Origin of the sequence: Streptomyces sp. NPDC051064 (genome assembly GCF_044455985.1) — a bacterium.
GTDB lineage: Bacteria > Actinomycetota > Actinomycetes > Streptomycetales > Streptomycetaceae > Streptomyces.
On sequence record NZ_JBITFK010000006.1, the window covers coordinates 246,036 to 269,331 of the forward strand.

Annotated in this window: 10 protein-coding genes; 1 reads left to right on the top strand and 9 read right to left on the bottom strand. The window is 71.7% G+C overall.

The annotated features are described in order from the left end of the window. Positions 1–93 precede the first annotated feature (93 nt). Both ACIBCU_RS22595 and ACIBCU_RS22600 read right to left on the bottom strand, forming a co-directional pair. Complete coding sequence (locus ACIBCU_RS22595; RefSeq protein ID WP_399233422.1) at positions 94–1,473, bottom strand: alpha-amylase family protein; 1,380 nt, start codon at positions 1,471–1,473, stop codon at positions 94–96. Between the two features lie 196 nt (positions 1,474–1,669). Beyond that, the gene (locus tag ACIBCU_RS22600; RefSeq protein WP_362940850.1) at positions 1,670–2,431 is read right to left on the bottom strand and encodes an IclR family transcriptional regulator; all 762 of its coding nucleotides are present in this window, start codon (positions 2,429–2,431) and stop codon (positions 1,670–1,672) included. Positions 2,432–3,372: 941 nt separating this feature from the next. Here ACIBCU_RS22600 and ACIBCU_RS22605 point away from each other — a divergent pair. Further along, entirely contained in the window at positions 3,373–4,488 is a 1,116-nt protein-coding gene (locus ACIBCU_RS22605; protein ID WP_399233906.1) for an alpha/beta hydrolase-fold protein, read from the top strand. A 3-nt stretch (positions 4,489–4,491) separates the two neighbouring features. Here the strand turns inward: ACIBCU_RS22605 and ACIBCU_RS22610 are convergent, their stop codons facing one another. The 7 genes from ACIBCU_RS22610 to ACIBCU_RS22640 form a co-directional block, all read right to left on the bottom strand. Next, positions 4,492–6,192 carry an ABC transporter ATP-binding protein gene (locus tag ACIBCU_RS22610; protein ID WP_399233425.1) on the bottom strand — a complete coding sequence of 567 codons (1,701 nt, stop codon included), beginning with the start codon at positions 6,190–6,192 and terminating at the stop codon, positions 4,492–4,494. Further along, a complete protein-coding gene (locus ACIBCU_RS22615; protein ID WP_399233427.1) occupies positions 6,179–17,176 on the bottom strand; it encodes an amino acid adenylation domain-containing protein in 10,998 nt (3,665 codons plus the stop codon). The genes ACIBCU_RS22610 and ACIBCU_RS22615 overlap by 14 nt, the downstream gene beginning before the upstream one ends. A gap of 57 nt (positions 17,177–17,233) precedes the next feature. Beyond that, entirely contained in the window at positions 17,234–19,024 is a 1,791-nt protein-coding gene (locus ACIBCU_RS22620) for an ABC transporter ATP-binding protein (protein ID WP_399233430.1), read from the bottom strand. A gap of 43 nt (positions 19,025–19,067) precedes the next feature. Beyond that, a complete protein-coding gene (locus tag ACIBCU_RS22625) occupies positions 19,068–20,120 on the bottom strand; it encodes an iron-siderophore ABC transporter substrate-binding protein (protein WP_399233432.1) in 1,053 nt (350 codons plus the stop codon). A gap of 115 nt (positions 20,121–20,235) precedes the next feature. After that, positions 20,236–21,060, bottom strand: a complete 825-nt coding sequence (locus ACIBCU_RS22630) for an ABC transporter ATP-binding protein (RefSeq protein WP_399233434.1) — start codon at positions 21,058–21,060, stop codon at positions 20,236–20,238. Between the two features lie 56 nt (positions 21,061–21,116). Further along, positions 21,117–22,178: a FecCD family ABC transporter permease gene (locus tag ACIBCU_RS22635; RefSeq protein ID WP_399233436.1), complete on the bottom strand. Its 1,062-nt coding sequence runs from the start codon at positions 22,176–22,178 to the stop codon at positions 21,117–21,119. Continuing rightward, positions 22,175–23,233, bottom strand: a complete 1,059-nt coding sequence (locus tag ACIBCU_RS22640) for a FecCD family ABC transporter permease (protein ID WP_399233438.1) — start codon at positions 23,231–23,233, stop codon at positions 22,175–22,177. Before ACIBCU_RS22640 ends, ACIBCU_RS22635 begins: the two co-directional genes overlap by 4 nt. Positions 23,234–23,296: the final 63 nt, after the last annotated feature.

A 23,296-nucleotide genomic window follows, 5' to 3' on the forward strand; every position in this document is an offset into this window, starting at 1 on the left:
ACTCATGGTGTGGCCGGTCGGTCCGGTCGGCCCACGACGCGCAGGACGGAGCGGGCTCCGTCCTGCGCGTCGTCGGTCCGTGATGCGTCCCGGTCAGCCCGCCTGGGCTCCGGTGTGCAGCGCCAGCGCCCCGCGGGCCGGCACCGTGGCCTGGACCGTGCCGTCGTCGCCGACCGTGACGGTGTTGCCGTCGCAGTCGTCAGGCGAGGCGGCGGCGACGTTGCAGTACGTGCCGCCGGGCAGAGAGGTCGTGAAGGTCTCCTCCAGGGCGCCGTCCGCGTTGTTGAGGGCGACGAACCCCTTGTCACCCCGGCCGAAGGCGATCGCGCTGCTGCCGTTGTCCCACCAGTCGGTCAGTTCGGCCGGACCCACCTCGTTGCGGAAGCCGACCATGCCGGTGACCGCCTGCCGGGTGTGCGTGTCCGTCCAGCCGTCGGCGCCGCTCGGCGGGCCGGCGTCCTTGTCCGACCACTCGTAACCGGAGTAGACGTTCGGTGAACCGTACGGTGAGGCGAGCATGAAGACGTTGGCGAGGGTGTAGGCCGCGCCGTCCTTGTAGGTCAGCGTCGAGCCGTTGCGCTCGGTGTCCCAGTTGTCGACGAACGTACGGGCGGAGCCGCTGCTCAGCTTTCCGTCGGCGACGGACTTCAGCTGGGCGATGCCGCCTCCTTGGAAGGCGCTCTTGAGGTGGCCTCCGTAACGGAATTCGTCGACGTCGCCGATTCCGGCGTACTCCTCGGGCTGTACGGCTTCCCCGCCGCCGTGGATGACCTCGGAGACCCAGAACCCGGGATCGCTCATCTTCGCCTTGATGGCTGCGACATCATCGGCCGCCATGTGCTTGGCCGCGTCGACGCGGAAGCCGTCGACACCCATCGACCGCAGGTCGTCGAGGTACGCGGCGATGGTGGAGCGGACCTCCTCCTTGCCGGTGTCGAGATCGGACAGCCCCACCAGTTCACAGTTCTGTACGTCGCTGCGGCTGGTGTAGTCCTTGATGGCGGTGCGGCAGGCGTGGAAGTCGGCATCCTCGAAGTACCCGGGGTAGCCGTACTTCGTGTAGGCCGTCCCTCCCGTGCCCGTCCCGGACCCGGCGGCCATGTGGTTGACCACGGCGTCGGCGACGACCTTGACCCCGGCGGTGTGACAGGCCTCCACCATGGCGGCGAAGGCGTCGCGGTCTCCCAGACGGCCCGCGATCCTGTAGCTGACCGGCTGGTACGAGGTCCACCACTGGCCGCCCTGGATGTGCTCGGTGGCGGGTGACACCTGTACGTAGCCGTAACCGGCGGGGCCGAGCTGGTCGGTGCAGGCGGACGCCACATCCGCGTACGGCCGTTCGAACATGGTGACGGTGACGGTCTTCTCGCCGGGCGGTGTCGCCTGCGACTGCCAGGGGGCGAGCAGGGTGAGACCGGCGACGGTCATGACTCCGGCCAGCGTTCCGCCGATCAGGCGGAATCGGTGCTGCATGTGCGGCTCCTTCGACGACAGGGCACAGCTGTGCCCTCGAAGACAGCCACGCGCCAGGCTGCCGTGGGGGGAACGTGTCGGAGCCTGCCGCTCCGTCCGTACCGCCGTCAAGGATTTCTGCAAGCCCTTTCAGATTCTTGCGCAAAGCCAGTACGCCGTCGTCTCCCGTCAGTTCACCCGCCGGAAGGCGGCCGGGTCAGGAGGACGGTGGCGGCAGGAGCCCCGCCGCACGCCGCAGCTCCACGGCGTGCCGGGCCAGCTCGGGTTCACCGCCGCGGTCCGCCGGCATGGACGCCATCAGCGCGAGCCGGTCGCGCCAGCTGGTGCCCGCCAGCGGCACGGCGACCGCGCTCATCCCCGGCACCCACTCCCCGGCACTGTCGGCACGGCCGAGGGTACGGATACCGGCCAGCTCCGACAGCAGGGCGTCACGGGAGACGGAGGCGTGGCCGGCGACACCGGGGAGCTGCTCCTCCGGGTAGAGGGCGCAGACCTGTTCGGTGGTCAGCTGGGCAAGGAGCACCTTGCCCGCCGAGGTGGCGTGTGCGGGGTGGGCACGGCCGGTCTCCAGGACGGCACGCACAGGGTGAGGCGATTCCCGGCCATCCGTGATGATCACTTGGTCGCCGATCAGGGCGGCGGTACTGATCGTCTCCCCGGTGGCGGTGGCGGCCGCGTCCAGCACCACCTGCAGGCGGGCCCGGATCCCGGGGCCGTAGCCGGCCGGGCGGCCCAGGGCGACCAGTTCGGGCCCCGCGGAGTAGCCCCGGCCCGAGGTGTCACGGGTGGCGAAGCCTCGCGACTCAAGAGTGCTGAGCACCCGGTGCGCGGTGGAGCGGGCCACTTCCAGCTCTCTGGCGGCGTCGGTGACCGACAGTGTGTCGTGGGTGAGGAAGAGACGCATCAGACGCAGCCCTGTGTCCAATGACTCGATGATGTAGCTCCTGGGGTCGGCCACGGGGTCCTCTCGGTCGTGTCACGGGGCCGTGTTCGTGGTGCGGCGCCCGGCACCCATGATTCCGGGCCGTGCGGACGGCGGCGCAACCGCCGCCGAGGAAAGGCCCGTCGCCGTTGACGACGCGGGCTCGGCAGGGGTGTCGGTTCGGGCTCGCGAGCCTGTCCACGCGGGCGTCGATGCACCCTGCACCGCCTGACGGGAACACGGCGACAGGCAAGTCCACTCGATCCGGCCGGTCTTGACCGGGTGTCAGCCGTGCCGCTTGGATCACCCGCATGAAGCGCTGCCAGGAGTGCACGCGACGACGCCACGTCGATCCCGTGCGAATCGCCGGCGCGCTCTGGCCGCGCACCGGCTGACACCGCGGACGCGCTGCCCTCGCACCCGTCCATCGCCTGGGCCCGCGCGCGGCTCACTGGAGCCACTTTCGACGCTGCCGCGATCTGTGGGGTGTCCCGCCGGCCTGCCTCGTCGTCGTACCCGACGCGCCCGGTCCTGCCCGTGGGACTCCCGACGCGCCCTGAACACAGGGCGGTCGGCCTCTCGCGCGGATTCCCCTGACCCCTGGTCACATCCGAATCGGAAGGGACCGTCCTGCCGTGCCCCTCTCCCCCGCTCCCCTCCGTCACCAGGAAGTCCGCCGCGCGGGCCGCATAGAGCGCGACTGGCCGCTCACGCAAGGCCCCCGAGTGCACGAACGGCCGGGCCAGGTCCGCGAGTGCGGCAGCGTCCGCCTCACGGCCGGGACGCAGGCGGGGCTTCGTGGCCCGCAGCCCGTTCGACAAGGGGACGGGCTGCGGCGTGACCGTTCGGAGGTGGGCGGGGGATGGAAGCCAAGGCAATTGTTAGGTTAGGCTCACCTAATCATTGCGGGCTCATCTCTGCAACTCCCCTCTCACAAGGAGACGTTCATGCCCCTCAGCGGCTCCGGCGGGCCGACCATGAGCGAACCCGCGTCCGTGCTCGCGGCCGGCTCGGAGAACGCGTTCGGCGCGTTCGGGCTGTCCGGCAGCCCCGGTTCCGACGCGTTCTGGGCGGCTGCGCGGTCCCCCTCGTCGGTGCCCGGCGACGACGGCGGCTGGGTGACGTCGTTCCTGTGGCGCGGGGAGCCCGCGACCATCGTCTTCGAGAGCTGGTCGAAGCCCCTCCCCCTGCGCCGATGGAGCGACACCGACTGCTGGTACGCCGAGGTGCGCATGCCCCCGCGGCTGCGGGTGACCTATCGGTTCCTCGTGGACGACGTGGCGTACGCCGATCCGTTGAACCCGGTCGGGGCGGGCGGTGACCGGTCCATCGTCGCGACGCCGGACGCCCCTCACCACCCGCACTGGCCCGCCGTGGGTGCCGACGACGTCCTGCCCGTGCCGAAGGCCCGTATCCGCTGGGCAGGCGGCCGGCTCGGCGGACGCCGCACCGTGCGGGTCCATCCGGTGGGCGGCGGCGGTCCGGTGGTCCTGCTGCTCGACGGCGACGACTGGCTGTATCTCCACCCGGCCATGACCGCGTTCGACTCGGCCTTCGCAGCCGGCGAGATGCCGGCTGTCACCCTGGTCTTCCTGCCCGCCAGGGACAGGGCAGCCGAGTTCCAGTGCAGGCCCGAGCTGTGGGAGGCGGTTCGGGACGAACTGCCGCACCTGGTGGCGGAATCCGGTGTGCCCGCCGACTGGGGCCGGCTGGTGGTCGCCGGACAGAGCCTCGGAGGACTCAGCGCGATGTACGCGGCGCTGGAGTTCCCCGGTCTGGTGTCCCGCGTCGCCTGCCAGTCCCCGTCGTTCTGGTGGGCGCCCGGGGCCCTGGACCGGACGGATCTCATGGAGGGCCCCATGGGCGGCGCCATCGCCGCGCGGCTCCGGGAGCGCCCCGACCTGTCCGGGCTGAGGGTCGCGTTCGACGTGGGGGAACACGAGGCGCGGATGCTCCCCCACTGCGAGCTCGCCGAGACCCTGACCGAGCAGGCCGGTGCGGCCGTCCGCGTCTCACGGTCGGCTTCGGGACACGACCGGGCGGGCTGGCGGCACGCGCTCGTCAGGGATGTCGCCTGGGCGCTCGCCCGGTAGCGGTCACCGGGCCACGGCCCTGCAGTAGGCCTCGTCGGTGGCGAGGAGGTGGCGATGGGTGTCGTCGGCCGTGACGGCACCGTCGTCCAGGACGAGCACACGGTCGGCGGCGTCCAGGAGAGCGGGGCTGCTGGTGATCACGACAGTGGTGCGGCCCTTGCGCAGTTTCGCGATGTTTCGGGCGATCAGCTGTTCGGTGACCGCGTCGACCGCTGTCGTCGGGTCGTGCAGAACCAGTACGTCGGAATCGGCGGCGAGGGCACGCGCCAGGGACAGCCTCTGGCGCTGTCCCCCGGAGAGGTTCGCGCCACGGTCACGTACCCCGTGGTCGAGCCCCTCGCGGTGCAGGGCTACGACGTCGGTCAGGAGCGACGCCTCCACGGCCTCGGGGACCATCCGGCTGGTGCCCGACGGGTCGATGTTCGTGCGGAGGCTGCCCGCGAAGATCTCGCCGTCGTACGGGTTCACCAGCATGTGCTCGCGCAGGGCCTCGACGGACAGCTCCGCGATCTCCCGCCCGCCGACCCGCACCTCGCCCTCGTACGCCTGGGGCGGGACGTTCGCCCCCAGGACCGAGGCGAGATCGGCGGCCGCGCGCGGCTGGTAGGGGGCGACGGCGACGAACTCGCCGGCGCGCACCCGGAACGTGAGCCCGTGCAGGGACCCGTGGCGGACGCCGTCGACCTCGAGGTCCCCGCCGGTGGCGGGACTGCCCTGGTTCGGGGCCGTGAGCGGCGTCGCGGCGAGCACCAGCGCCATCCGCTCGGCCGAGGCACGCGCCATCATCACGTATTTCGGCATCTCCGAGAACATCTTCAGTGGCTCCATCACGAACTGCGCCAGCCCCACAGCCATGACGAGTTCCCCGATGGTGATGCGGCCTCCGTACGCCAGCCAGCCCGCCGTCAGGGTGACGGCGGCGGCGAGGACCGCGTTGAGGGCCAGCGCGGTGCCCGCGTACAGACCGTTGACCCTGGCGACCGTGATCGCCTGGCGCCTCGCCTCCGTGCTGACCTTCCAATAGGACTGGAACGCCGCGTGGTTGCCGCCGAAGCCGTGCAGCGGGCGCAGGCCGGAGATCAGGTCGGCGACCTTGGCACCCGCCCGGGCCACCCGGGCCTGCTGTTCGCGGGTGCTCGCGCCGATCCGCTTGGACAGGACGCTCAGGATCGACAGAATCGCGACCGTCCCCACGACCACCAGCAGACCGAGCCGGACGTCCGCCAGGCCCAGCGCGACCGAGGCGACCGCCACCGCGACCAGCGAGCTGACCAACAACGGCACCACCTCCACGATGTCGGCCGTCTGGTCGGCGTCCTCGGTGGCGATGGTCAGCACCTCGCCGGACTTCAGGCCGACGTCCCTGGCCACCGGCTGGAGACCGCAGGCCGCCACGCGCACCCGCCAGCGGTGTGCCTCGGTCGTGTTGGCCTTCTGCAGGACACGCATCCCGAACCGCCACGACAGCGACACGGTCGTGATGATCAGGGCCAGAGCGGCGATCGACAGGCCGAGCGAGCCGAGGCTCCGGTCCCGCATCGTGTGCTCGACGATCAGGCCGAGCGCGATGGGGAAGGCGGTCTCACCCGCCTGGTACAGGCCCATGAGGACGGTGCCCCGGACCACCGCGCCGGCGTTGCGGCGCAGGGCGGTCCGGAGGATGTCGGCGCCCGGGCGGGGGCGGTGCACGTCAGGTGTTGTCATCAAGGTGGCGGGCAATCGCTTCCGGGGTTCGAAGGGTGAGCAGATCACGGATCGTGATCACAGGACCGTACTCCCGGCGGAGCAGCCCGGTCAGCCGCACCGCCAGCATGGAATGCCCGCCCAGGGAGACGAAGTCGCTCACCGCGCTGACCTCGTCGTCGTCCAGGTCCAGCGCCTCGGCGAAGAACTCGCAGACCAGTGTCTCGGTCTCCGTCTCCGGCCCGCGCTCGCCTCCCGTGGTCAGCACGCCCAGAGGCCTGGCCTCCGGCAGGGCCTTGGTGTCGGCCTTGCCGTTCACGGTCAGCGGGATGCCGTCGACCTGGGCGTAGTGCGTGGGACGCAGGAAGTCCGGCAGCCCTGCGCCGACCTCGGCGGCGACCGCGGCCAGGTCGGAGTCGCTCAGCACGAGGTAGGCGGCCAGCCGGTAGGCGCCGTCGACCTGCGGGTCGGGCTGCGCGACCGCGGCGACGAACCGCACCGCCGGGTGTGCCGCGAACGCGGCCTCGACCTCGCCCGGTTCGACCCGGTGGCCCCGGATCTTGACCTGCTGGTCGGTCCGGCCCAGGTACATCAGATGCCCGTCGGGCCGTCGGGAGACAAGGTCCCCTGTGCGGTACATGCGCTCGCCGGGTTCGCCGAAGGGGCACGCGACGAACCGGTCCGCGGTCTGGGCGGGCTGCCCGAGATACCCGCGCGCCATGCCGATGCCGGACACGTACAGCTCACCCGGCACTCCGTCCGGCAGCGGCCGCAGCCAGGGGTCCAGGACGTACACGTCGGTGTTGTCGATCGCCACGCCCACCACCGGGTCCTGGCACTCGAAGGTGCCGACGCCCAGGGTGTTGATGGTGTACTCGGTGGGTCCGTACAGGTTGTAGCCGGCCGTCCCCTCGGTCTCCGCGAGCCGCTGCCACAAGGTGGGGGTGACGGCCTCCCCGCCCAGCAGCACCAGCGCCGGGCGCCGCGCGGGATCGGCGAGCAGGCCTTCGGCGATCAGCTGCTGTGCGTAGGTCGGGGTCACGTTGATGACGTCGATCCCGTGCGCGGCGCAGTACTCGACCAGCCGCGGCGCGTCGCGGCGCAGTTCCTCGTCGCAGATGTGCACCTCGTGGCCGTCGGCGAGCCACAGCAGCTCTTCCCAGGACATGTCGAACGCGAACGACACGGTGTGCGCGATCCGGAAGGTCCGGTGCCCGTGCTCGGCGAGCACCGGTTCGAAGATGCGGCGCTGATGGTTGATCAGCATGTTGGTGAGCCCGGCGTACTCGGTCACCACGCCCTTGGGCTTCCCTGTCGATCCGGAGGTGTAGATCGTGTACGCGGGGTGCCGCAGGCGGTTCGGGTCGTCCGGCGCGAACGTCACGTACGGCTCCGACTCGGGCAGGGGCCGGTCGAGTTCGATCAGGTCACCGGTCAGCCGGGGCGACACGGCGCTGACCGTGAGGATCACGTCCGGGCGTGCGGCGTCCACGATCGCGGCGATCCGTTCGTCCGGGTGGTCCAGCTCCAGCGGCACGTAGGCGGCACCGGTCCGCAGTACGGCGAAGAGTGCCACGATCGAGTCGAGGGAGCGCGGGACGGCGAGGGCCACCGTCGTCTCCGGGCCGATGCCCCGCCGGGCGAGTACCCCGGCCACCGCACGGCTGCGGTCGCGGAGCCGGCCGAAGGTCATGGTCGAGCCGTGGGCGACGAGGGCGACCCGCTGCGGATCCCGGCCCGCCGCCCGGTCGAACCGGTCGACGACGGTGTCCGTGCCGATGTCGGTGCGCCCGGCGGGCTCGGGTTCGGGTCCGGGGCCGCGCAGCGCGCCGATCGGTCCGGTCCGCCGTGCCAGGTCGCCGAGCAGGCGCAGGTAGTCGTCGAGGAGACGCCGGGCTCTCCCGGTGTCCTCGCCCCGGTGCTCCAGTTTGACCGTGAGCCGCTCCCCGGGTGTGACGACCCAGGTGAACGGATAGTGCGTCGAGTCGTCGGCCTTCACCGACGTGATGCCGTGCCGGGCGTTCATCGCGGCGAACGCGTCCATGTCCAGGAAGTTCTGGAGCACGAACAGGTTGTCGAACAGGTTCCCGTGCCCACTGGCCCGCTGGATCTCCCCGAGCCCCAGGTGCTCGTGCTCCATCGCCTCGACCCTGGCGGCCTGGACGCCCGAGAGGTACTGCTGGACCGTGTCCTGGGGCCGTGCCCGTGTCCACAGGGGAACGGTGTTGAGGAGCACGCCGACGATGCCCGAAAGCCTCTCGCCCTCCCGGCCGGAGACGGTGACGCCGAACACCGCGTCGCTCCGGCCCGTGTGCGCGCCCAGCAGAAGGCCGAACGCCCCGGTCAGCACCGTGTTCAGTGTGACGCCGTGCGCCTTCGCCGTCTCCCGGAGGAGGTCCGACTCCCCGGCGGAAAACGTGTGTACGAGCGCGCGCGGCAGGGTGTCCGGGAGGGAGGGATCCGGTCCGGCGAGGAGCGTCGGACCGGTCAGGCCTGCCAGGTGCTCCGCCCAGAAGCGCTCCGACACCTCGGGGTCCCGGGCGGCGAGGGCCCGGGCGTGGTCCTCGAAGCTCGGCGTCGCCGGGGCGGTTTCCAGTTCCTCGCCCGCGAGGACCGTCTGGTAGGCGTCGAACAGGTCCCGGAGCAGGATCTCGCGGGACCAGCCGTCCCACAGCAGCAGGTGGTAGCTCAGCAGCAGGCCGTCGCGTCCGCCGGGCAGACGTACGACCGTCAACCGGATCAGCGGCGGCTCGCCGGGGTCGAATCCCGTGTCGCGGTCCCGTGCGCGCAGGGTTTCGACATCCGCGTCCGTCAGCAGGTCGGCCGTACGGACGTCGACCCGCCGCCCCGCGGCGAGTACCTGGACGGGGTTGCCGTCGTCGTCGGTGGTGAAGCCGGCGCCCACGACGGGGTGCCGCGCGATGACGTGCGCCATCGCCTCGGACAGCGCGTCGGTGTCCAGGCGCCGGTCGAAGCCGAAGTAGCTCTGCGCGACGTAGTGTCCGGCCGGACCGGCCATCTGGGCCTGGAAGAAGAGACCCCGTTGGAGCGGGGTGACCGGTGCCGTGCGCTCGGCCGTGGCGGAGGCGTCCGCGAGGCGTTCGAGTGCGTCGAGCCAGTGCCCGGTCACCTCGTCGGGAATGCCGTCGGCGAGGGTGAAGGCCGCGTGCAGGCTTCCGCTCGCCTCGTCGGTCCAGGCGTTGACCTCGACGGCGTACGGGCTGCCCTGGTCCCCACCGGTGATGTGCGGTGCCTGGGACTCGCTCCCCCGGCCGAGGTAGTTGAAAAGCACCTGGGGGCGAGCCCTCAGCAGGGGGGCGGTCTGCGGGTTGAGATACCGGAGCTGGCCGTAGGCGACGTGTCCGCACTCGTCGAGCCGGCGTTCGGTGACCTCGCGGGCCGCCGCCACGGGGTCGGTGTGCGCGGTCAGCCGTACGGGGGCGATGGAGGTGAACCAGCCGACCGTGCGGGTGTAGTCATGGTGCTCCAGGGCCGGTACCCGGCCGTGCCGTTCCAGGTCGACGGCGAGGTCGGTGGGCGTCGGCTGTACGTGTGTCAGCGCGGTCCGGAGCGCGCCGCACAGCAACTCGGTCAGGCCGACACCGAGTGCGGCGGGCGCGGTGCGCGTCACCCGGTCGCTCGCCTCGGGCGCGAGGACGACCGTCGTGTGCCGCAACCGTTCGGCCGCGGGCAGCAGCGGGGGCGCCTGGAGCGTGGTGATCCAGTGGCCCAGACCTTCGGTGACTTGGGCGGACCTGGCGCTCAGCGCTTCGGCGTACTCGGCGTAGGGGGTGGTCGGCGGAGGCAGCGTCGCCCCGCGCATGACAGTGGCCAGGTCGTCCAGCAGGACCAGCCAGGACACGGCGTCGACGGCGATGTGGTGGACGGTGACCACCAGGGTCCGGCTCGGTTCCAGCCAGGAGAACGCGATGACCTCTCCGGCCTCGGGATCGAGGCGCCCGGCGGCCTCCTCCGCCGCTGCCGTCACGTCCGTGGTGACCGTCCGGACGACGGCGATGTCGCGGGCGGGCTCGGTACGCAGCGCCCACACGCCGTGCTCCACGTGGAGCCGCAGCCTGAGCGCCGGGTGTGCGGCCACGACCGCGTTCGCCGCGGCCTCGGCGTCGGCGAACCCGGTGCCTTCGGCCGCCACGACCGTCCTGGCCTGGGCGAACCGGGCGAGTGAGCCGCCCAGTTCCCGCTGGCGCAGGATGACCGGTGTGAGTGCCAGCGGACCGTCCGCACGGAGTGCGGGCGTGGATGCCACGGCTGGCTGTGTACGCGTTCCGAGGTGCTCGGCGAGCGCGCGGGGTGTCCTGAAGAGGAACACGTCCCGTGGCGCGATCGACAGGCCGAGCGCCCTGGCCCGGTTGATCACGGTGATGGCGACGATGCTGTCGCCCCCGGCGGAGAAGAAGTCGGTGTCCCCGTGCACGGACAGGGGGCCGGGCAGCGTCTCCGCGAAGATCTCCACCAGCGCGGCGAGCGCGGAACCGGTCGCGGCGGGCGCGGAGCCGGTCGCGGCGGGCGCGGAACCGGTCGCGGCGGGCGCGGAACCGGTCGCGGCGGGCGCGGAGCCGGTCGCGGCGGGCGCGGAGCCGCTCGCGGCGGGCCCGGGGACATCCTCCGCGGCGCGTTCGGTCAGGGCCTTCCGGTCCAGCTTGCCGTTGACCGTCAGCGGCAGGGCGTCGGCCCGGAGGACCCGGCCCGGGACCATGTGCGCGGGCAGCTTCGCGGACAGGCGGCCGGTGAGGTCGCCCGGCACCTCACCCACCACGTGCGCGACCAGGTGGTCACCGCTGCCGGCCACGGTGACGGCCACGTCGACCACTCCGTCGAGCTCCCTGACGGCGGCCTCCACCTCGCCGAGCTCGATACGGAAACCCTTGAGCTGCACCTGGTCGTCGGCGCGGCCGGCGAACTCCAGCTCCCCGTCGAGCGTGCGGCGGGCCAGGTCGCCCGTGTGGTACATGCGGGAGCCGTCGTCCGCGAAGGGGTTCGCCACGAACCGGCCCGCCGTCAGACCCGGTCTGCCCAGGTAGCCGAGCGACACCTGGTCACCGGCCACGTAGATGGCACCCACCCTGCCCGGCGGCACGGGGCGGAGCCGGTCGTCGAGGAGGTAGGTGGCCAGCCCGGGGACCGGACCGCCGATGGGGCTGACGTCCTCGTCGAAGTCCTCGTCGGTGAGCACCCGGTGGGTGACGTGGACCGTGGTCTCGGTGATCCCGTACATGTTGACCAGCTCGGGCGAGCCGGTGCCGTGCCGCTCCACCCAGCCGCGCAGCCGCGCGGGATCGAGCGCTTCGCCGCCGAAGATGATCCGGCGCAGGGCGGGCAGGGGCTCGGCAGCGTGCCGGTCCGCCTCGACGAACCGGTAGAAGGCCGAGGGGGTCTGGTTGAGCACGGTCACTCCGCGCTCGCGGACCAGCCGGTGGAAGTCCGCCGGGGACCGGGTCAGCCCGTAATCGGGCACCAGCAGTTCACCGCCGTGCGCCAGCGCGCCCCACAGCTCCCAGACCGCGAAGTCGAAGGAGTACGAGTGGAACTGGACCCACACGTCCTGGGGGCCGAAGCCCATGGTGGGCCGGGTGTTCGCGAGCAGCGTCACCACGCTGGAGTGCGGGACGACGACACCCTTGGGTCTGCCGGTCGAGCCGGACGTGTAGATCACGTACGCGGGGTCGTGCCATCCGGCCCTGGTGGTGACGGGCGCGGGCTCGCGCTCCTCCGGGAGTTCCTCCCCCAGCACGATGACGCGGGGCGGCACACCCGGTCCCCGGCCCAGCAGTTCCGTGAAGCGGTCCCGCTGCTCACGGTCCACGAGGACGGCCTGCGGAGCGGCGTCGGTGAGGATGTGCTCCAGCCGTTCGTCCGGGTAGGCCAGGTCAAGGGGTACGTACGCACCGCCCGCGGTGACGATCGCCACCAGGGCGACGACCTGCTCCACGGAGCGCGGGAGGGCCACGGCGACTCGCGTGCCCGGCGCGACACCGGCAGCGCGCAGTGCCGATGCCAGCGCGTTCTTGGCGTCGGCCAGTTCGCCGTACGTCAGGGACCTCGTTCCGCCGTCGAGTGCGCAGTGGGTGACCGCGGTGGACTCCGGGGCGCGGCTCGCGGCCGCGTCGAACAGTTGGCCCAGGGTGGTCGGGGCGATCCGGGCGGGGCGCCGGGCCCCTTGGGGCGCCAGCTCGTCGACCAGGGCGTCCGGCCGGGTGAGCAGGCCGGTGAGCGTCCCGGTGAACGTGCGAAGGATCGCCTGGACGCTCTCCTCGCGGAGCAGTTCCCTGTCGTGGATCAGGTTGAAGCGGGGGCGCCCGGCGGGTGTGCGTTCCACGACCAGGGTCAGCGGGTAGTGGGGGGCGCCCTCGTTGACGATGCCGGTGATGACCAGCTCGTCGCCGGGCTGCCGCAGAGTCCCCACGTCGGTCGCCACGTCGAAGACCACCAGGGTGTCGAACAGGGCGCCGCCACCGGCCTGGCGGCCGATCCTCGCGAGCGAGACGTGCTGGTGCGCCAGCACGGCGCCCTGGTGTTCCCGCACCGAGGCGAGCAGGTCGTGGGCCGTGCTGTCTCCGTCCCAACGGGCGCGCAGCGGGATCGTGTTGATGAACAGGCCCACCATGTCCTCGATGCCGGGCACCTCGGCGTCGCGGCCGGACACCGTGGAGCCGAAGACCACGTCCCTGTTCCGCAGGATGCCGCCCAGTGTCACGGCCCAGGCACTGTGCACCGCCACGCTCAGCGGGATGCCCGCCGCCCGGACAGCCGCGTCGATGTCTTCCTCGGGCTCCACAGCGGTGTCGGCGAAGCGGTCGGAGGGGGTGTGCCCCTCGGCGACAAGGGAGGGGCCGGGCAGGCCGGCGAGCTGGTCGCGCCAGACCCGGTCGCTCTCGTCGTCGTCGGCCATGGCGATCCGGCGCGCGTGGTCGGGGAAGCCGCCGAGCGGGTACCGGGCCCCCGGCGTGTGGTACTCGGCCAGCAGCGCGCGGAGCATCGGCGGCACCGACCAGCCGTCGGCGACGATGTGGTGGACGGTCTGCACCAGCACGTTCCTGCCGGAGCCCGCGCGGATGAGCGTGTACCGCATCAGCGGACCGGTGGACAGGCCGAACCCCGCACGCCGGTCCCGCTCGGCGTGGTCGCGGATCTCGGCGTCGGTGATGCCGGGCCGGTCCAGCGTGGTGAAGGGGGCCTCCACACCCCTCTCCAGCACGGAGACCACCCGGCCGTCGGCGAGGGTCACGAACCGTGCGGCCAGATTCGGGTACAGGGCGAGCAGACGCGTCGCCGCCGATGCCAGCCGGTCCGCGTCCACCTCGCCTTCCAGGGTGAGCAGTTGCTGCTCGACGTAGCTGCCCGCGGCGTCGTCGTCGAAGACCGAGTGGAAGTAGAGGCCCTCCTGCAGCGGGGTCAGGGGCAGGATGTCCCGCAGCGCCGGGCTGTCCAGGGCGTCGACGTCGGCCTGTGTGAGCGGCACGGGGGCGAAGTCGCCGGGAGAGTGGCCACCGTGGTCGAGGGCGGCGAGCCCGGTCAGGGCCTCGCGAAGATATGCGCCGATGGTGGCGGTGTCGTCGTCGGTGAACATCCCGTCGGGCCAGGAGATGGTGGTCACCAGCTCGTACTCGCCGTTCGAGGTGGGTTCGGCGACCGCGTTGAACTCCAGGGCGCGCGGCAGGCGCATCCTCGGGTCGCGCTTCTCGCCCAACTGCCCTGCGGCCCCAGCGAACCGCCAGTCAGCGGAGGTGCCCGAGTCGAGGCGGCCCAGATAGTTGAACAGCACCTGCGGTGCCGGGGTGTCGAGCCCGGTGTCGGTGAGATACCGCAGGACACCGTAGGAGAGCCCGTTGCCGGGGACCCGGCTGAGGTCGTCCTTCACCGCCTTGAGCGCGGCGGCCAGATACGCGGGGGCGGTCGGGTCGGTCGCCGCACCGGGGTCCACGACCACCGGGAACAGGGTGGTGAACCATCCCACGGTCCGGGACAGGTCCGGCTCGAAGCCGACGGTCTCCGCCACGAACCGGCCTTCGCGGCCGTGCCCCTCCAGTTCGATGTGCGCGAACGACTGGTCCTGCCCGAGGTCACGGCGCCACCGGGCGAGGGCGACGGCGAGAGCCGTGAGCAGGACGTCGTTGACGCCGGCGTGGAACCTCGCGGGTATCTCCCCCAGCAGCGCGGCCGTGGCCTCGGCGCCCACTGATACGGTCCGGCTCCGTTCCCGGGCGACGGTGTCGGTCTCGGTCAGCGGCCGCCTGCCCAGCGGACCGTCCGGTCCCGGGAGTGAATACCGGAAGGCAGCGCGGTCCCGTTCGAATTCGGCGCCCCCCAGCAGCTGCGTCCAGCGCCGGAACGAGGTCCCCACCGGGGGCAGCTCGACGGGCACGCCGGAGGTGAACTGCCGCCATGCGGTGGCCAGGTCCTCCATGAGGATCCGCCAGGACACACCGTCGACGACCACGTGGTGGACGGCCACGACCAGTTGCCGTGCCTCGCGGCGCCAGACGGCGCGCAGCATCACACCGTGGTCCGGATCGAGCCCCTCCGTCGCGAGCGCCGCACAGGCGTCCGCCGGCAGGCCGCTCTCCTGCCATCCCACGACGGCTCCGTCCGCCTCCGGGATGTCGAAGCCCCAGCGGTCGCCGCGCACCAGTCGGGCGCGCAGCATGTCGTGGCGCCGGGCCACGGCGGTGAGGATCGTGTCGAGGGCGTCGGCGGTGAGGTCCGCCGGGGTGTTCAGCACGACCGACTGGACGAAGCCGTCGATCGCGTCCGTCGTCCGGCCGAGCCACTGCACGATGGGTGAACCGACGACCGAGCCGGTCGCCTCGTCCCCGTCCTCCGCGGAGGAGACGTCCTCACCGCTCACGACCGCCGCCAGCGCGCCCACGACGCTGTGGGTGAAGATCTGCCCGGCCGTGACGTGGAGACCCGCGGCGCGCAGCGCGCTCAGCAGCGAGATCGCCAGGATGCTGTCTCCGCCGAGCCGGAAGAAGTCCTGGTCGACGCCGACCTCGTCGAGACCCAGGACCGACGCGACCGCCGCGCACACCAGACGCTCGTTCCCGGTCACAGGCGCCACGACGGAGCCGGTCCCCGTGACGGGCTCCGGCAACGCTGCCCGGTCGACCTTTCCGTTCGCGGTGAGCGGGAACGCCTCCAGGACGACGACATGGGCGGGCAGCATGTACTCCACCATGTGCTCTTCGGCCCACGCCCTGACCTCGTGGGCGTGCAGCTCCTCGCTGCCGGTGGAAGGGATGACGTACGCCACCAGATAGGTGCCGCCCGCCGTGTTCTTCTTCGCCACGACGCAGGTGTGCCGTACGGAAGGGTGCTCCGCGAGGCCCAGCTCGACATCCTCGATCTCCAGCCGCATGCCGCGGATCTTGATCTGGTTGTCGGCCCGGCCGAGGAAGTCCAGCGATCCGTCCGGGGCGAACCGCGCGAGGTCACCGGTGCGGTACAGCCGGGACCCGTCCGCCGCGAAGGGGTTCGCGACGAAGCGGGACGCGGTCAGGCCGGGCGCGTTGACGTACCCGCGTCCCAGCAGCAGCCCTCCGGCGTACAGCTCGCCGCCGACCCCGACCGGGACCGGGCGCAGCTCGTCGTCGAGCACGTACAGCTGGGTGTTGGGGTTCGCCTTGCCGATCGACGTCGACAGGCGCTCTGCCGCGCCGCGGTAGATGACGTGCGAGACGCCGATCGTCGTCTCGGCCGGGCCGTACCCGTGGTACATGGGGATGCCGAGCCGGGTACGGAAACGCTCGTAGAGCTCCGGGGTCAGCACCTCGCCGCCGCACCACACGTGCCGCAGGCTGTCCAGCTGCCCGGAGCCGCCTTCCATCTCCAGCAGCACGTCGAGCATGGACGACACCAGATAGGTGAAGGTGACGCGCTGTTCGGACAGCACACTCAGCAGATGGTGGGGATCGCGTTCGCCGCCGGGCCGCAGGACCACGAGTCTGCCGCCGGACACCAGTGGCAGGAAGATCTCGTTGATGGAGATGTCGAAGGACAGCGGCGCCTTGAAGAGTGACGCGTCGTCGTGGCCGAAGCCCAGGATCTCCCCGGACTGCCACAGCAGGCGCTCACTGATCGCCTCGTGCCGGATCATGGCCCCCTTGGGCCGGCCTGTGGAACCGGACGTGAAGATGACGTACGCCAGCGCGGCCCCTGGGACGGTGACCTCGGGCCCCTCGGAGGGGCGGGATCCGAAGCGCCAGGACCCGATGGAGACGGGCACGGCCGCGGGTTCGCCCCCCGGGGGCTCACCGGAGTCGTTGAGCTGCAGCACGACCCGGGCGTCCTCGATGACGACGGCTCGGCGCTCGGCCGGCCACTGCGGGTCGAGCGGAACGAACGCGCACCCCGCCTGGAGCACGCCGAGCAGGCCGATCACCATGTCGGCCGAGCGGCCCAGCGAGATGCCGACGACCTGTTCGGCGGTGAGCCCGCGTTCGATCAGGTGGTGGGCCAGCTGGCCCGAGAGCTCGGCCGTCTCACGGTACGTCAGTGAACGGTGCTCGTCGACGATCGCGACGGCGTCCGGCCTCGTCCGTGCCTGCTCGCGGAACATCTCGACGACGGTCGGGCGGATCCGTTCGGCCCCGGTGTCGTTCCACTCGGTCAGGGCCTTGATCCTGGCCGCCGGACCGAAGGGGCCGATGGTTCCGAGGGGCCGGTCCGGGAAGTCGGCCAGGTCGTCCAGCGCGAGCTGTGCGTCGGCGGACGCGACGCCTTCGGGGGCGTGGATGCTCCGTCCGTCGGCGCCGACCTCCCAGCCGACGGGTGCGGAACCCCCGTTGTCCACCCATCGGAGGACGTCGGGGAAGAGCGTGCCCGAGGTGAGATCGATGCCGTCGGGGCTACGGCCCGTCGCCCAGTACGACAGACCGATGGCGCAGGCCTCGGTGATGGTCCTGTCGGAGTAGTCACCGGTTCGCCGGCGTACGCCGTCCAGGCTCGTCGGGGAGAGCGACACGGGGCGAGCTGTGGGATCCGTCATCGAAGACCCATCGTCCTTCCGGCGTATGAAATGGGACCAACTCAACTCAGGGGTGGTTCAACTGCCCTCGCGCCAGGCCCGCCACAGTCGTGCGTACCGTCCGCCCAGGGCCACGAGCTCCTCGTGGGTCCCCTGCTCCACCACGCGTCCCTCGTCCAGCACGGCGATCCGGTCAGCGGCCATCGCCTGGGTCAGCCGGTGCGCCACGAACAGCGTGGTCCTGCCCGCGCAGGCGGCCCGTACGGACCTCTCCAGCTCGGCGGCGCCCTCGCTGCCCGCCTCCGCGGTCGACTCGTCGAGCACGACGACCGGTGCCCGGTTCAGCACCAGCCGGGCCAGGGCGATCTGGGCGACCTTCGTGACGTCCAGGCGCTGGCCGCCCTCGCCGACCGTGGTGTCCAGCCCGTCGGGGAGCGCGGAGACCCAGTGTTCGGCGCCGACGGTGCGCAGGGCGTCCATCAGCTCTCCGTCGGTCGCTCGGGGTGCGGCCAGCCGCAGGTCCTCGGCGAGCGTGCCGGAGAACACGTGCGTCTCCTGCGTCAGGATGCTGACCAGAGCGCGCGCGCCCGCCTCGTCCGTGCCGGCGAGGTCGTACGGCCCGACGTGCACCGAACCGGCCTGCGGGCTCCCGATGCCGGCGATCAGGGCGGCGAGGGTCGACTTGCCCGCTCCTGTGGCCCCCACCAGGGCGAGGGAACCGCCGGCCGGGATCGTCAGGCTGACGTCTCGCAGGACCGGCTCCTCGGCACCGGGATAGGTGAAGGTCAGCCCCTCCACCGTCACCGCGTGATCGGTGGCGTCCGCCGACGCCACGGAGGCGTCGCCCACCAGCCGGTCCTCGGTGGACTCCCCCAGCACCCCGACCAGCCTGGTGAGGCTCGCGCCCGACTTCTGCGCCTCGTCGAAGGTGAACATGATGGCGCCCAGGGGCGTGAACAGCCGGTGAAACATCAGCGGCGCCGCCGACACCTCGCCCAGGCTCGCGGCGTCGGCCTCCAGGAGGACGTACCCCACCACGAGGATCAGGACCAGCCCGATGAACTCTGCACGGTTCTCCCGGCCGACGAACCGGCCGAAGATCCGGAAGACGTCGATGCCGAGGTCGCGTACGCGCCACGACTTGACGGTGACCTTCTCGCGGAAGGCACCTTCGAGGCGGTACGCCCGGACGGTGTCGATCCCGTTCAGTCCGCTGATCAGCGCCTGCGCACGGTCGGCCTGCGCCGCTCTCTGCTGCTGGTACAGCGGGGCGGACCGGGGCAGATACCAGCGCAGGGCCAGGGCGTACGCGGGCAGCGCGCCGGCGCCCGCCAGGCCGAGCCTCCAGTCGAGCCCGAACATCCCGACCGTGGCGATGGCGACCAGCACGCCGGCCGAGAACACCGTGGGGACGGCCGTACGGATGCCCCTGGACAGCACGGCGACGTCGTCGCCGACCCGGGACAGCACGTCGCCCCGGCCGACCTGCTCGACCCGTGCGCTGGGCATCCCCAGCACCGCCCGGACGGCGGCTTCCCGCAGCCGCGCGAGAAGATCCGCGCCCAGCCGCCCGGTCAGGTAGGTCGACACGGCGGTGGCCGCCGCGCCGAGCAGCGCGGCGGCTCCCATGAGGACCCCGATCGTGACCAGGACCGAGCGTCCGTCGCCCCCGACCACGCCGTCGACCACCCGGCCGAGCAGGAGCACCGGGAGCACCTGGAGCGCCGCCCCGGCCACCGTGGTGAGCACGGTGGCGGCCGTCAGCCACGGCACTTCGCGGCAGCGCGCGGCGACCCAGCGGGTGGACTCGCCCCCGGCCGCCGTGCGCAGGGTGGCCGCCGGGGCGACGCGAGTGGCGGTGGCGCTCACCCGGGCACCGGCCCGGGGCGGCGACGGGGCCGGGCGGCGTGTGTCACTGGCCGGCCGACTTGACGAGCTCGTCGATCGCGTACGGCAGGGAGAGCAGGGTGCCCTGGGAGAGGGCCGCGCCGACCGCCGGGCCCTCGCTGTCCAGCAGGTAGGAGACCTTGCCGTCCTTGACCGCGGACAGGTTGTCGAACAGCTCGAACTTCTTCAGCGCGTCCGTGTCCGCCTGGTCGTTGATGACGAAGATGCGGTCGACGTCGATCAGGTCGACGCGCTCGGGGGAGAGCTCGGTGGAGAACTGGCCGCCGGCGACCTTGTCGATCTGGGTCGCGCCCTTGTAGCCGATGCCCGTCAGCAGCCGTCCGCGTACGTCGGTGGTGGTGAAGGCCGAGATCGAGTCCTTGTACCAGGACACCGCGACAGCGGTCTCCTTGCCGAACTCCGGGTTCGCCTCGCGCGCCGCGTCGAGCTTGTCCTGGATGCCCTTGACGAGTTCGGTGCCCTCGTCCACCTTGCCGAGCGCCTTGGCGATGTGGACCGCGTTGTCCTGCCACGGAGCGCTGAACAGGTCCTTCTCGCCCTTGGTGCGGCCCACCGTGGGAGCGATCTTGGAGAGCTTGCCGTAGGCGGCCTCGTCGATCTCGGAGTAGACCGCGATGATCAGGTCGGGCCGAAGGGCGGCGATCTTCTCGTAGTTGGGGCCCGCGTCGCCGTTCTTCATGACGACCTCGGGGCGGGCGTCGCCCCACTTGTCCTTCACCCAGGGCCACTGGGTGTTGATGTCGGGAGACTCGCCCGCCGGGTTCGGGTACTGGTCGACCATGCCGACCGGCTTGATGCCGAAGGCCAGGACCGCCTGATCGTCCGTGTAGCCGACGGTGACAACCCGCTCAGGAGCCTTGTCGATCTTCGTGGACCCGAACGCGTGCTCCACCGTCACCGGGAACGCGCCGCCGGCGGCGGCCGGGGCCTTGTCGCTCGTCCCTTCCTCCGAGCCGGAACCGCATCCCGCGAGGAGGCCGACGCCGAGCGTCACGGCTGTGAGGGTCGCCGCCAGCAGCCGCCCTGGCTTCTGAAACGTCGATCTGTGGAAGAGCATCCGAGAATCCCCTGCTTTCGCACTGTCCGCTACACCCCGTGTGAGGGCAGGCAAACCTTACCCACGCCAAGTGAGGTTAGCCTAGCCTAACTGACGTATTTCCTTGACGAGAACCTCAGTTGAGCTGCACGTGCGTGCGGCCGATGGGCACGATGAGCGGGCGGTCCCCCACCGGGTCGTCGATCACCTTGGCCCGCAGCCCGAACGCCTCCTGCAGCAGATCGGCCGTGATCACGTCACGCGGGTGCCCCTGCGCCAGGATCGCCCCCTCCCGCATGACGACCAGATTGTCGCTGTAGCGGGTGGCCAGGTTGAGGTCGTGCAGCACCATGACCACCGTGCGGCCCGACTCGTGCAGGTCGTCCACCAGATCGAGCACGTCGATCGCATGGGCGAGGTCCAGGTACGTGGTCGGCTCGTCCAGCAGCAGCAGGTCCGTGCCCTGAGCCAGCGTCATCGATATCCACACGCGCTGGCGCTGCCCGCCGGACAGCGAGTCGACGGGACGGTCGGCCAGCTCGGAGACTCCGGTCATGGCCAGCGCGCGCTCCACGACGGAGGCGTCGTCGGACGACCACTGCCGCAGCCAGCTCTGGTGCGGATGGCGCCCCCTGGCCACCAGGTCGGCCACCGTGAGCCCTTCCGGCGCGACCGGGGCCTGCGGCAGAAGACCGAGCTTCCTCGCCACGTCCCTGGTCCTGAGCTTGACGATGTCCTCGCCGTCCAGCACGACCGCACCCGCCGTCGGCTTGAGCAGCCGCGTCAGCGTGCGCAACAGGGTCGACTTCCCGCAGCCGTTGGGGCCGATGATCGTCGTGATCAGTCCGGGCGGGACCGTCACGTCGAGACCGTCGATGACGGTCCGGCCGCCGTAGCCGACCGTGATGCTCCTCGCCGCCAGCCGCGGGACGTCGTCGACCGCCGAATCGGTCCTCGTCATGTGCTCAGCGCCCACAGGTCCCCCCGTTGCCCGGTTCGTACGGTCGTGTCGGTCAGTCATCTGAGGTTCGCCCGCACCAGCAGATATACAAGGAAGGGCCCGCCGATCGCGGCCGTGACCACGCCGACCGGGAGGGTGACCGGCAGCGCCGAGCGCGCGGTCAGGTCCGCGCCGATCAGCAGCAACGCGCCCACCAGGCCGGAGGCGACCAGTGGAGGTGTCGGGCATCCGGCCAGGCGCATGGCGACCTGCGGCGCCACCAGTGCCACGAACGGGACCGGGCCGGCGGCGCTCACCGCAGCGGCGGCCAGCAGCACGGCGCACAGGAGCAGGACCGCCCGCACCCTCGAGAAGCGGACGCCGAGCCCCGCGGCGACCTCGTCGCCGAGGTGCATGGGCTTGAACTGGAACGCGGCAGCCGCGACGACCGCCATGAGGACGAGCGTGCACCAGAAGACCACCCGGACCTCGTCCCAGGACCGGTTGTCCAGCGACCCGACCAGCCACGCCTGTGCCCGCGCCACGTCCCTGATGTCCGCGGCGGTCAGGAGCCAGGTGGTGATCGCCTCCATCATGGCGGTCACCGAGATGCCGATGAGGATGAGCCGGAAACCGTCGATCCCGCGCCGCCACGCCAGGAAGTAGACCAGCAGCCCCGTGCAGAGGCCGCCCGCGAGCGCCGCCGCCGACAGGCCCACCGTGCTCACGACCGCGGCTGCGGTCCCGCCCGACACGGTCACGAGGAACACCGCGACGGCACTGGCTCCCCCGGTGATCCCCAGAATGTCAGGGCTGGCCAGTGGGTTACGGGCCACGGACTGTGTGATCGCCCCGGACACCCCCAGAGCCATTCCCACGAGGAGCCCCGCCAGAGCACGCGGCATCCGCAGGTCCATGATCACGAACTCGTCCACCTGCTCGCCCCGGCCCAGGATCGTGGCGATCACCCGGGAGAGACTTATGGGGAAGTCGCCGACCCCGATGGACAGACAGAACACCAGGAAGGTGACCGCCGCCAGCAGCAGGGTGACGCTCACCATCCAGGGCCGCCAGACGAACGACACCTGACCGAGCCGCACGCCGGGCGTCACCCGCCGCTCCACATCAGTCCCGTTCATGCGCTCCTGAACTTTCCTCGCCACACGAGAACCGCGAAGAACGGGGCGCCGAGAAGGGCGACGACGATACCCGCGTCCAACTCACCCGGCCGCACCACCACGCGTCCCACGATGTCGCAGACCAGAAGGACGCCCGCTCCGAGGAGACCCGCGTACGGCACCAGCCAGCGATAGTCCGGCCCGGTCAGATACCGGGCGACGTGGGCCACCATCAGCCCGAGAAACGCGATGGGGCCGCATGCCGCCGTCGCCGCTCCCGCGAGCAGGGTGATGGTGACGATGCCGACGGTCCTGCTCAGCGCGATGTTCACGCCCAGCCCCCGCGCCACGTCGTCCCCCAGGTTGAGCAGGTTGAGGGAGGGCAGCGTGGTCAGGGCCAGCACCACGCCGACCGCGACGAACGCCGTGACCGGCCAGATCACTTCGAAGCCGACGCCGGCCACGGAGCCCGCGTTCCAGAACCGCAGCGCGTTCAGCGACTTCAGGTCCGACAGCGCGACCGCCGTGGTCATCGCCGCGAGGAACACCGTGACCCCCTGGCCCGCCAGCGCGAGCGTCAGCGGATTGCCGGCCCCCCGGCCGACACTGGACAGCCCGAACACGACGACACCGGCGACCGCCGCGCCGAGGAAGGCGAACCAGACGTACTGGAACGGGTCGGCGAAGCCGAAGACGGCGATCACGGTCACCACGGCGAACGAGGCCCCAGAGTTCACGCCCAGCAGCCCCGTGTCCGCGATCGGGTTGCGGGTGTACCCCTGGATCAGCGCCCCGCCGATGCCCAGCGCGACGCCGGCGACGATCGCGAGCACCGTCCGGGGGACCCGCACGGTCCGCACGATGAGCCTGATCTCGGTGAGGCGCTGGTCGGGGTCGGGCGCGGCGAACAGCCCGTGCCACACCTCGGCGGGGCTCAGTGGCCGCGCCCCGACGGCCAGCGACGCGGCGAACCCGATCACGAGGACCGCCACCAGAGCGCCCAAGCCCACAACCCGTCTTCGGCGGGCCTCTGTCGTGCCCCTGGAAACGGGCCGCTCCACTGCAGTCGTGCTCATGGCGACGTACGATCTCCCTTTGATCTACGCGGTACGTATCGGCAGTTGGGCGCCCGGCGCGGG

Bases quoted from the DNA above. Each gene is read 5' to 3' on its own strand.
- ACIBCU_RS22610 (WP_399233425.1), bottom strand. From the start codon at position 6,192: ATGACAACACCTGACGTGCACCGCCCCCGCCCGGGCGCCGACATCCTC.
- ACIBCU_RS22595 (WP_399233422.1), bottom strand. From the start codon at position 1,473: ATGCAGCACCGATTCCGCCTGATCGGCGGAACGCTGGCCGGAGTCATG.
- ACIBCU_RS22635 (WP_399233436.1), bottom strand. From the start codon at position 22,178: ATGAACGGGACTGATGTGGAGCGGCGGGTGACGCCCGGCGTGCGGCTC.
- ACIBCU_RS22625 (WP_399233432.1), bottom strand. From the start codon at position 20,120: ATGCTCTTCCACAGATCGACGTTTCAGAAGCCAGGGCGGCTGCTGGCG.
- ACIBCU_RS22640 (WP_399233438.1), bottom strand. From the start codon at position 23,233: ATGAGCACGACTGCAGTGGAGCGGCCCGTTTCCAGGGGCACGACAGAG.
- ACIBCU_RS22605 (WP_399233906.1), top strand. From the start codon at position 3,373: ATGAGCGAACCCGCGTCCGTGCTCGCGGCCGGCTCGGAGAACGCGTTC.
- ACIBCU_RS22615 (WP_399233427.1), bottom strand. From the start codon at position 17,176: ATGACGGATCCCACAGCTCGCCCCGTGTCGCTCTCCCCGACGAGCCTG.
- ACIBCU_RS22630 (WP_399233434.1), bottom strand. From the start codon at position 21,060: ATGACGAGGACCGATTCGGCGGTCGACGACGTCCCGCGGCTGGCGGCG.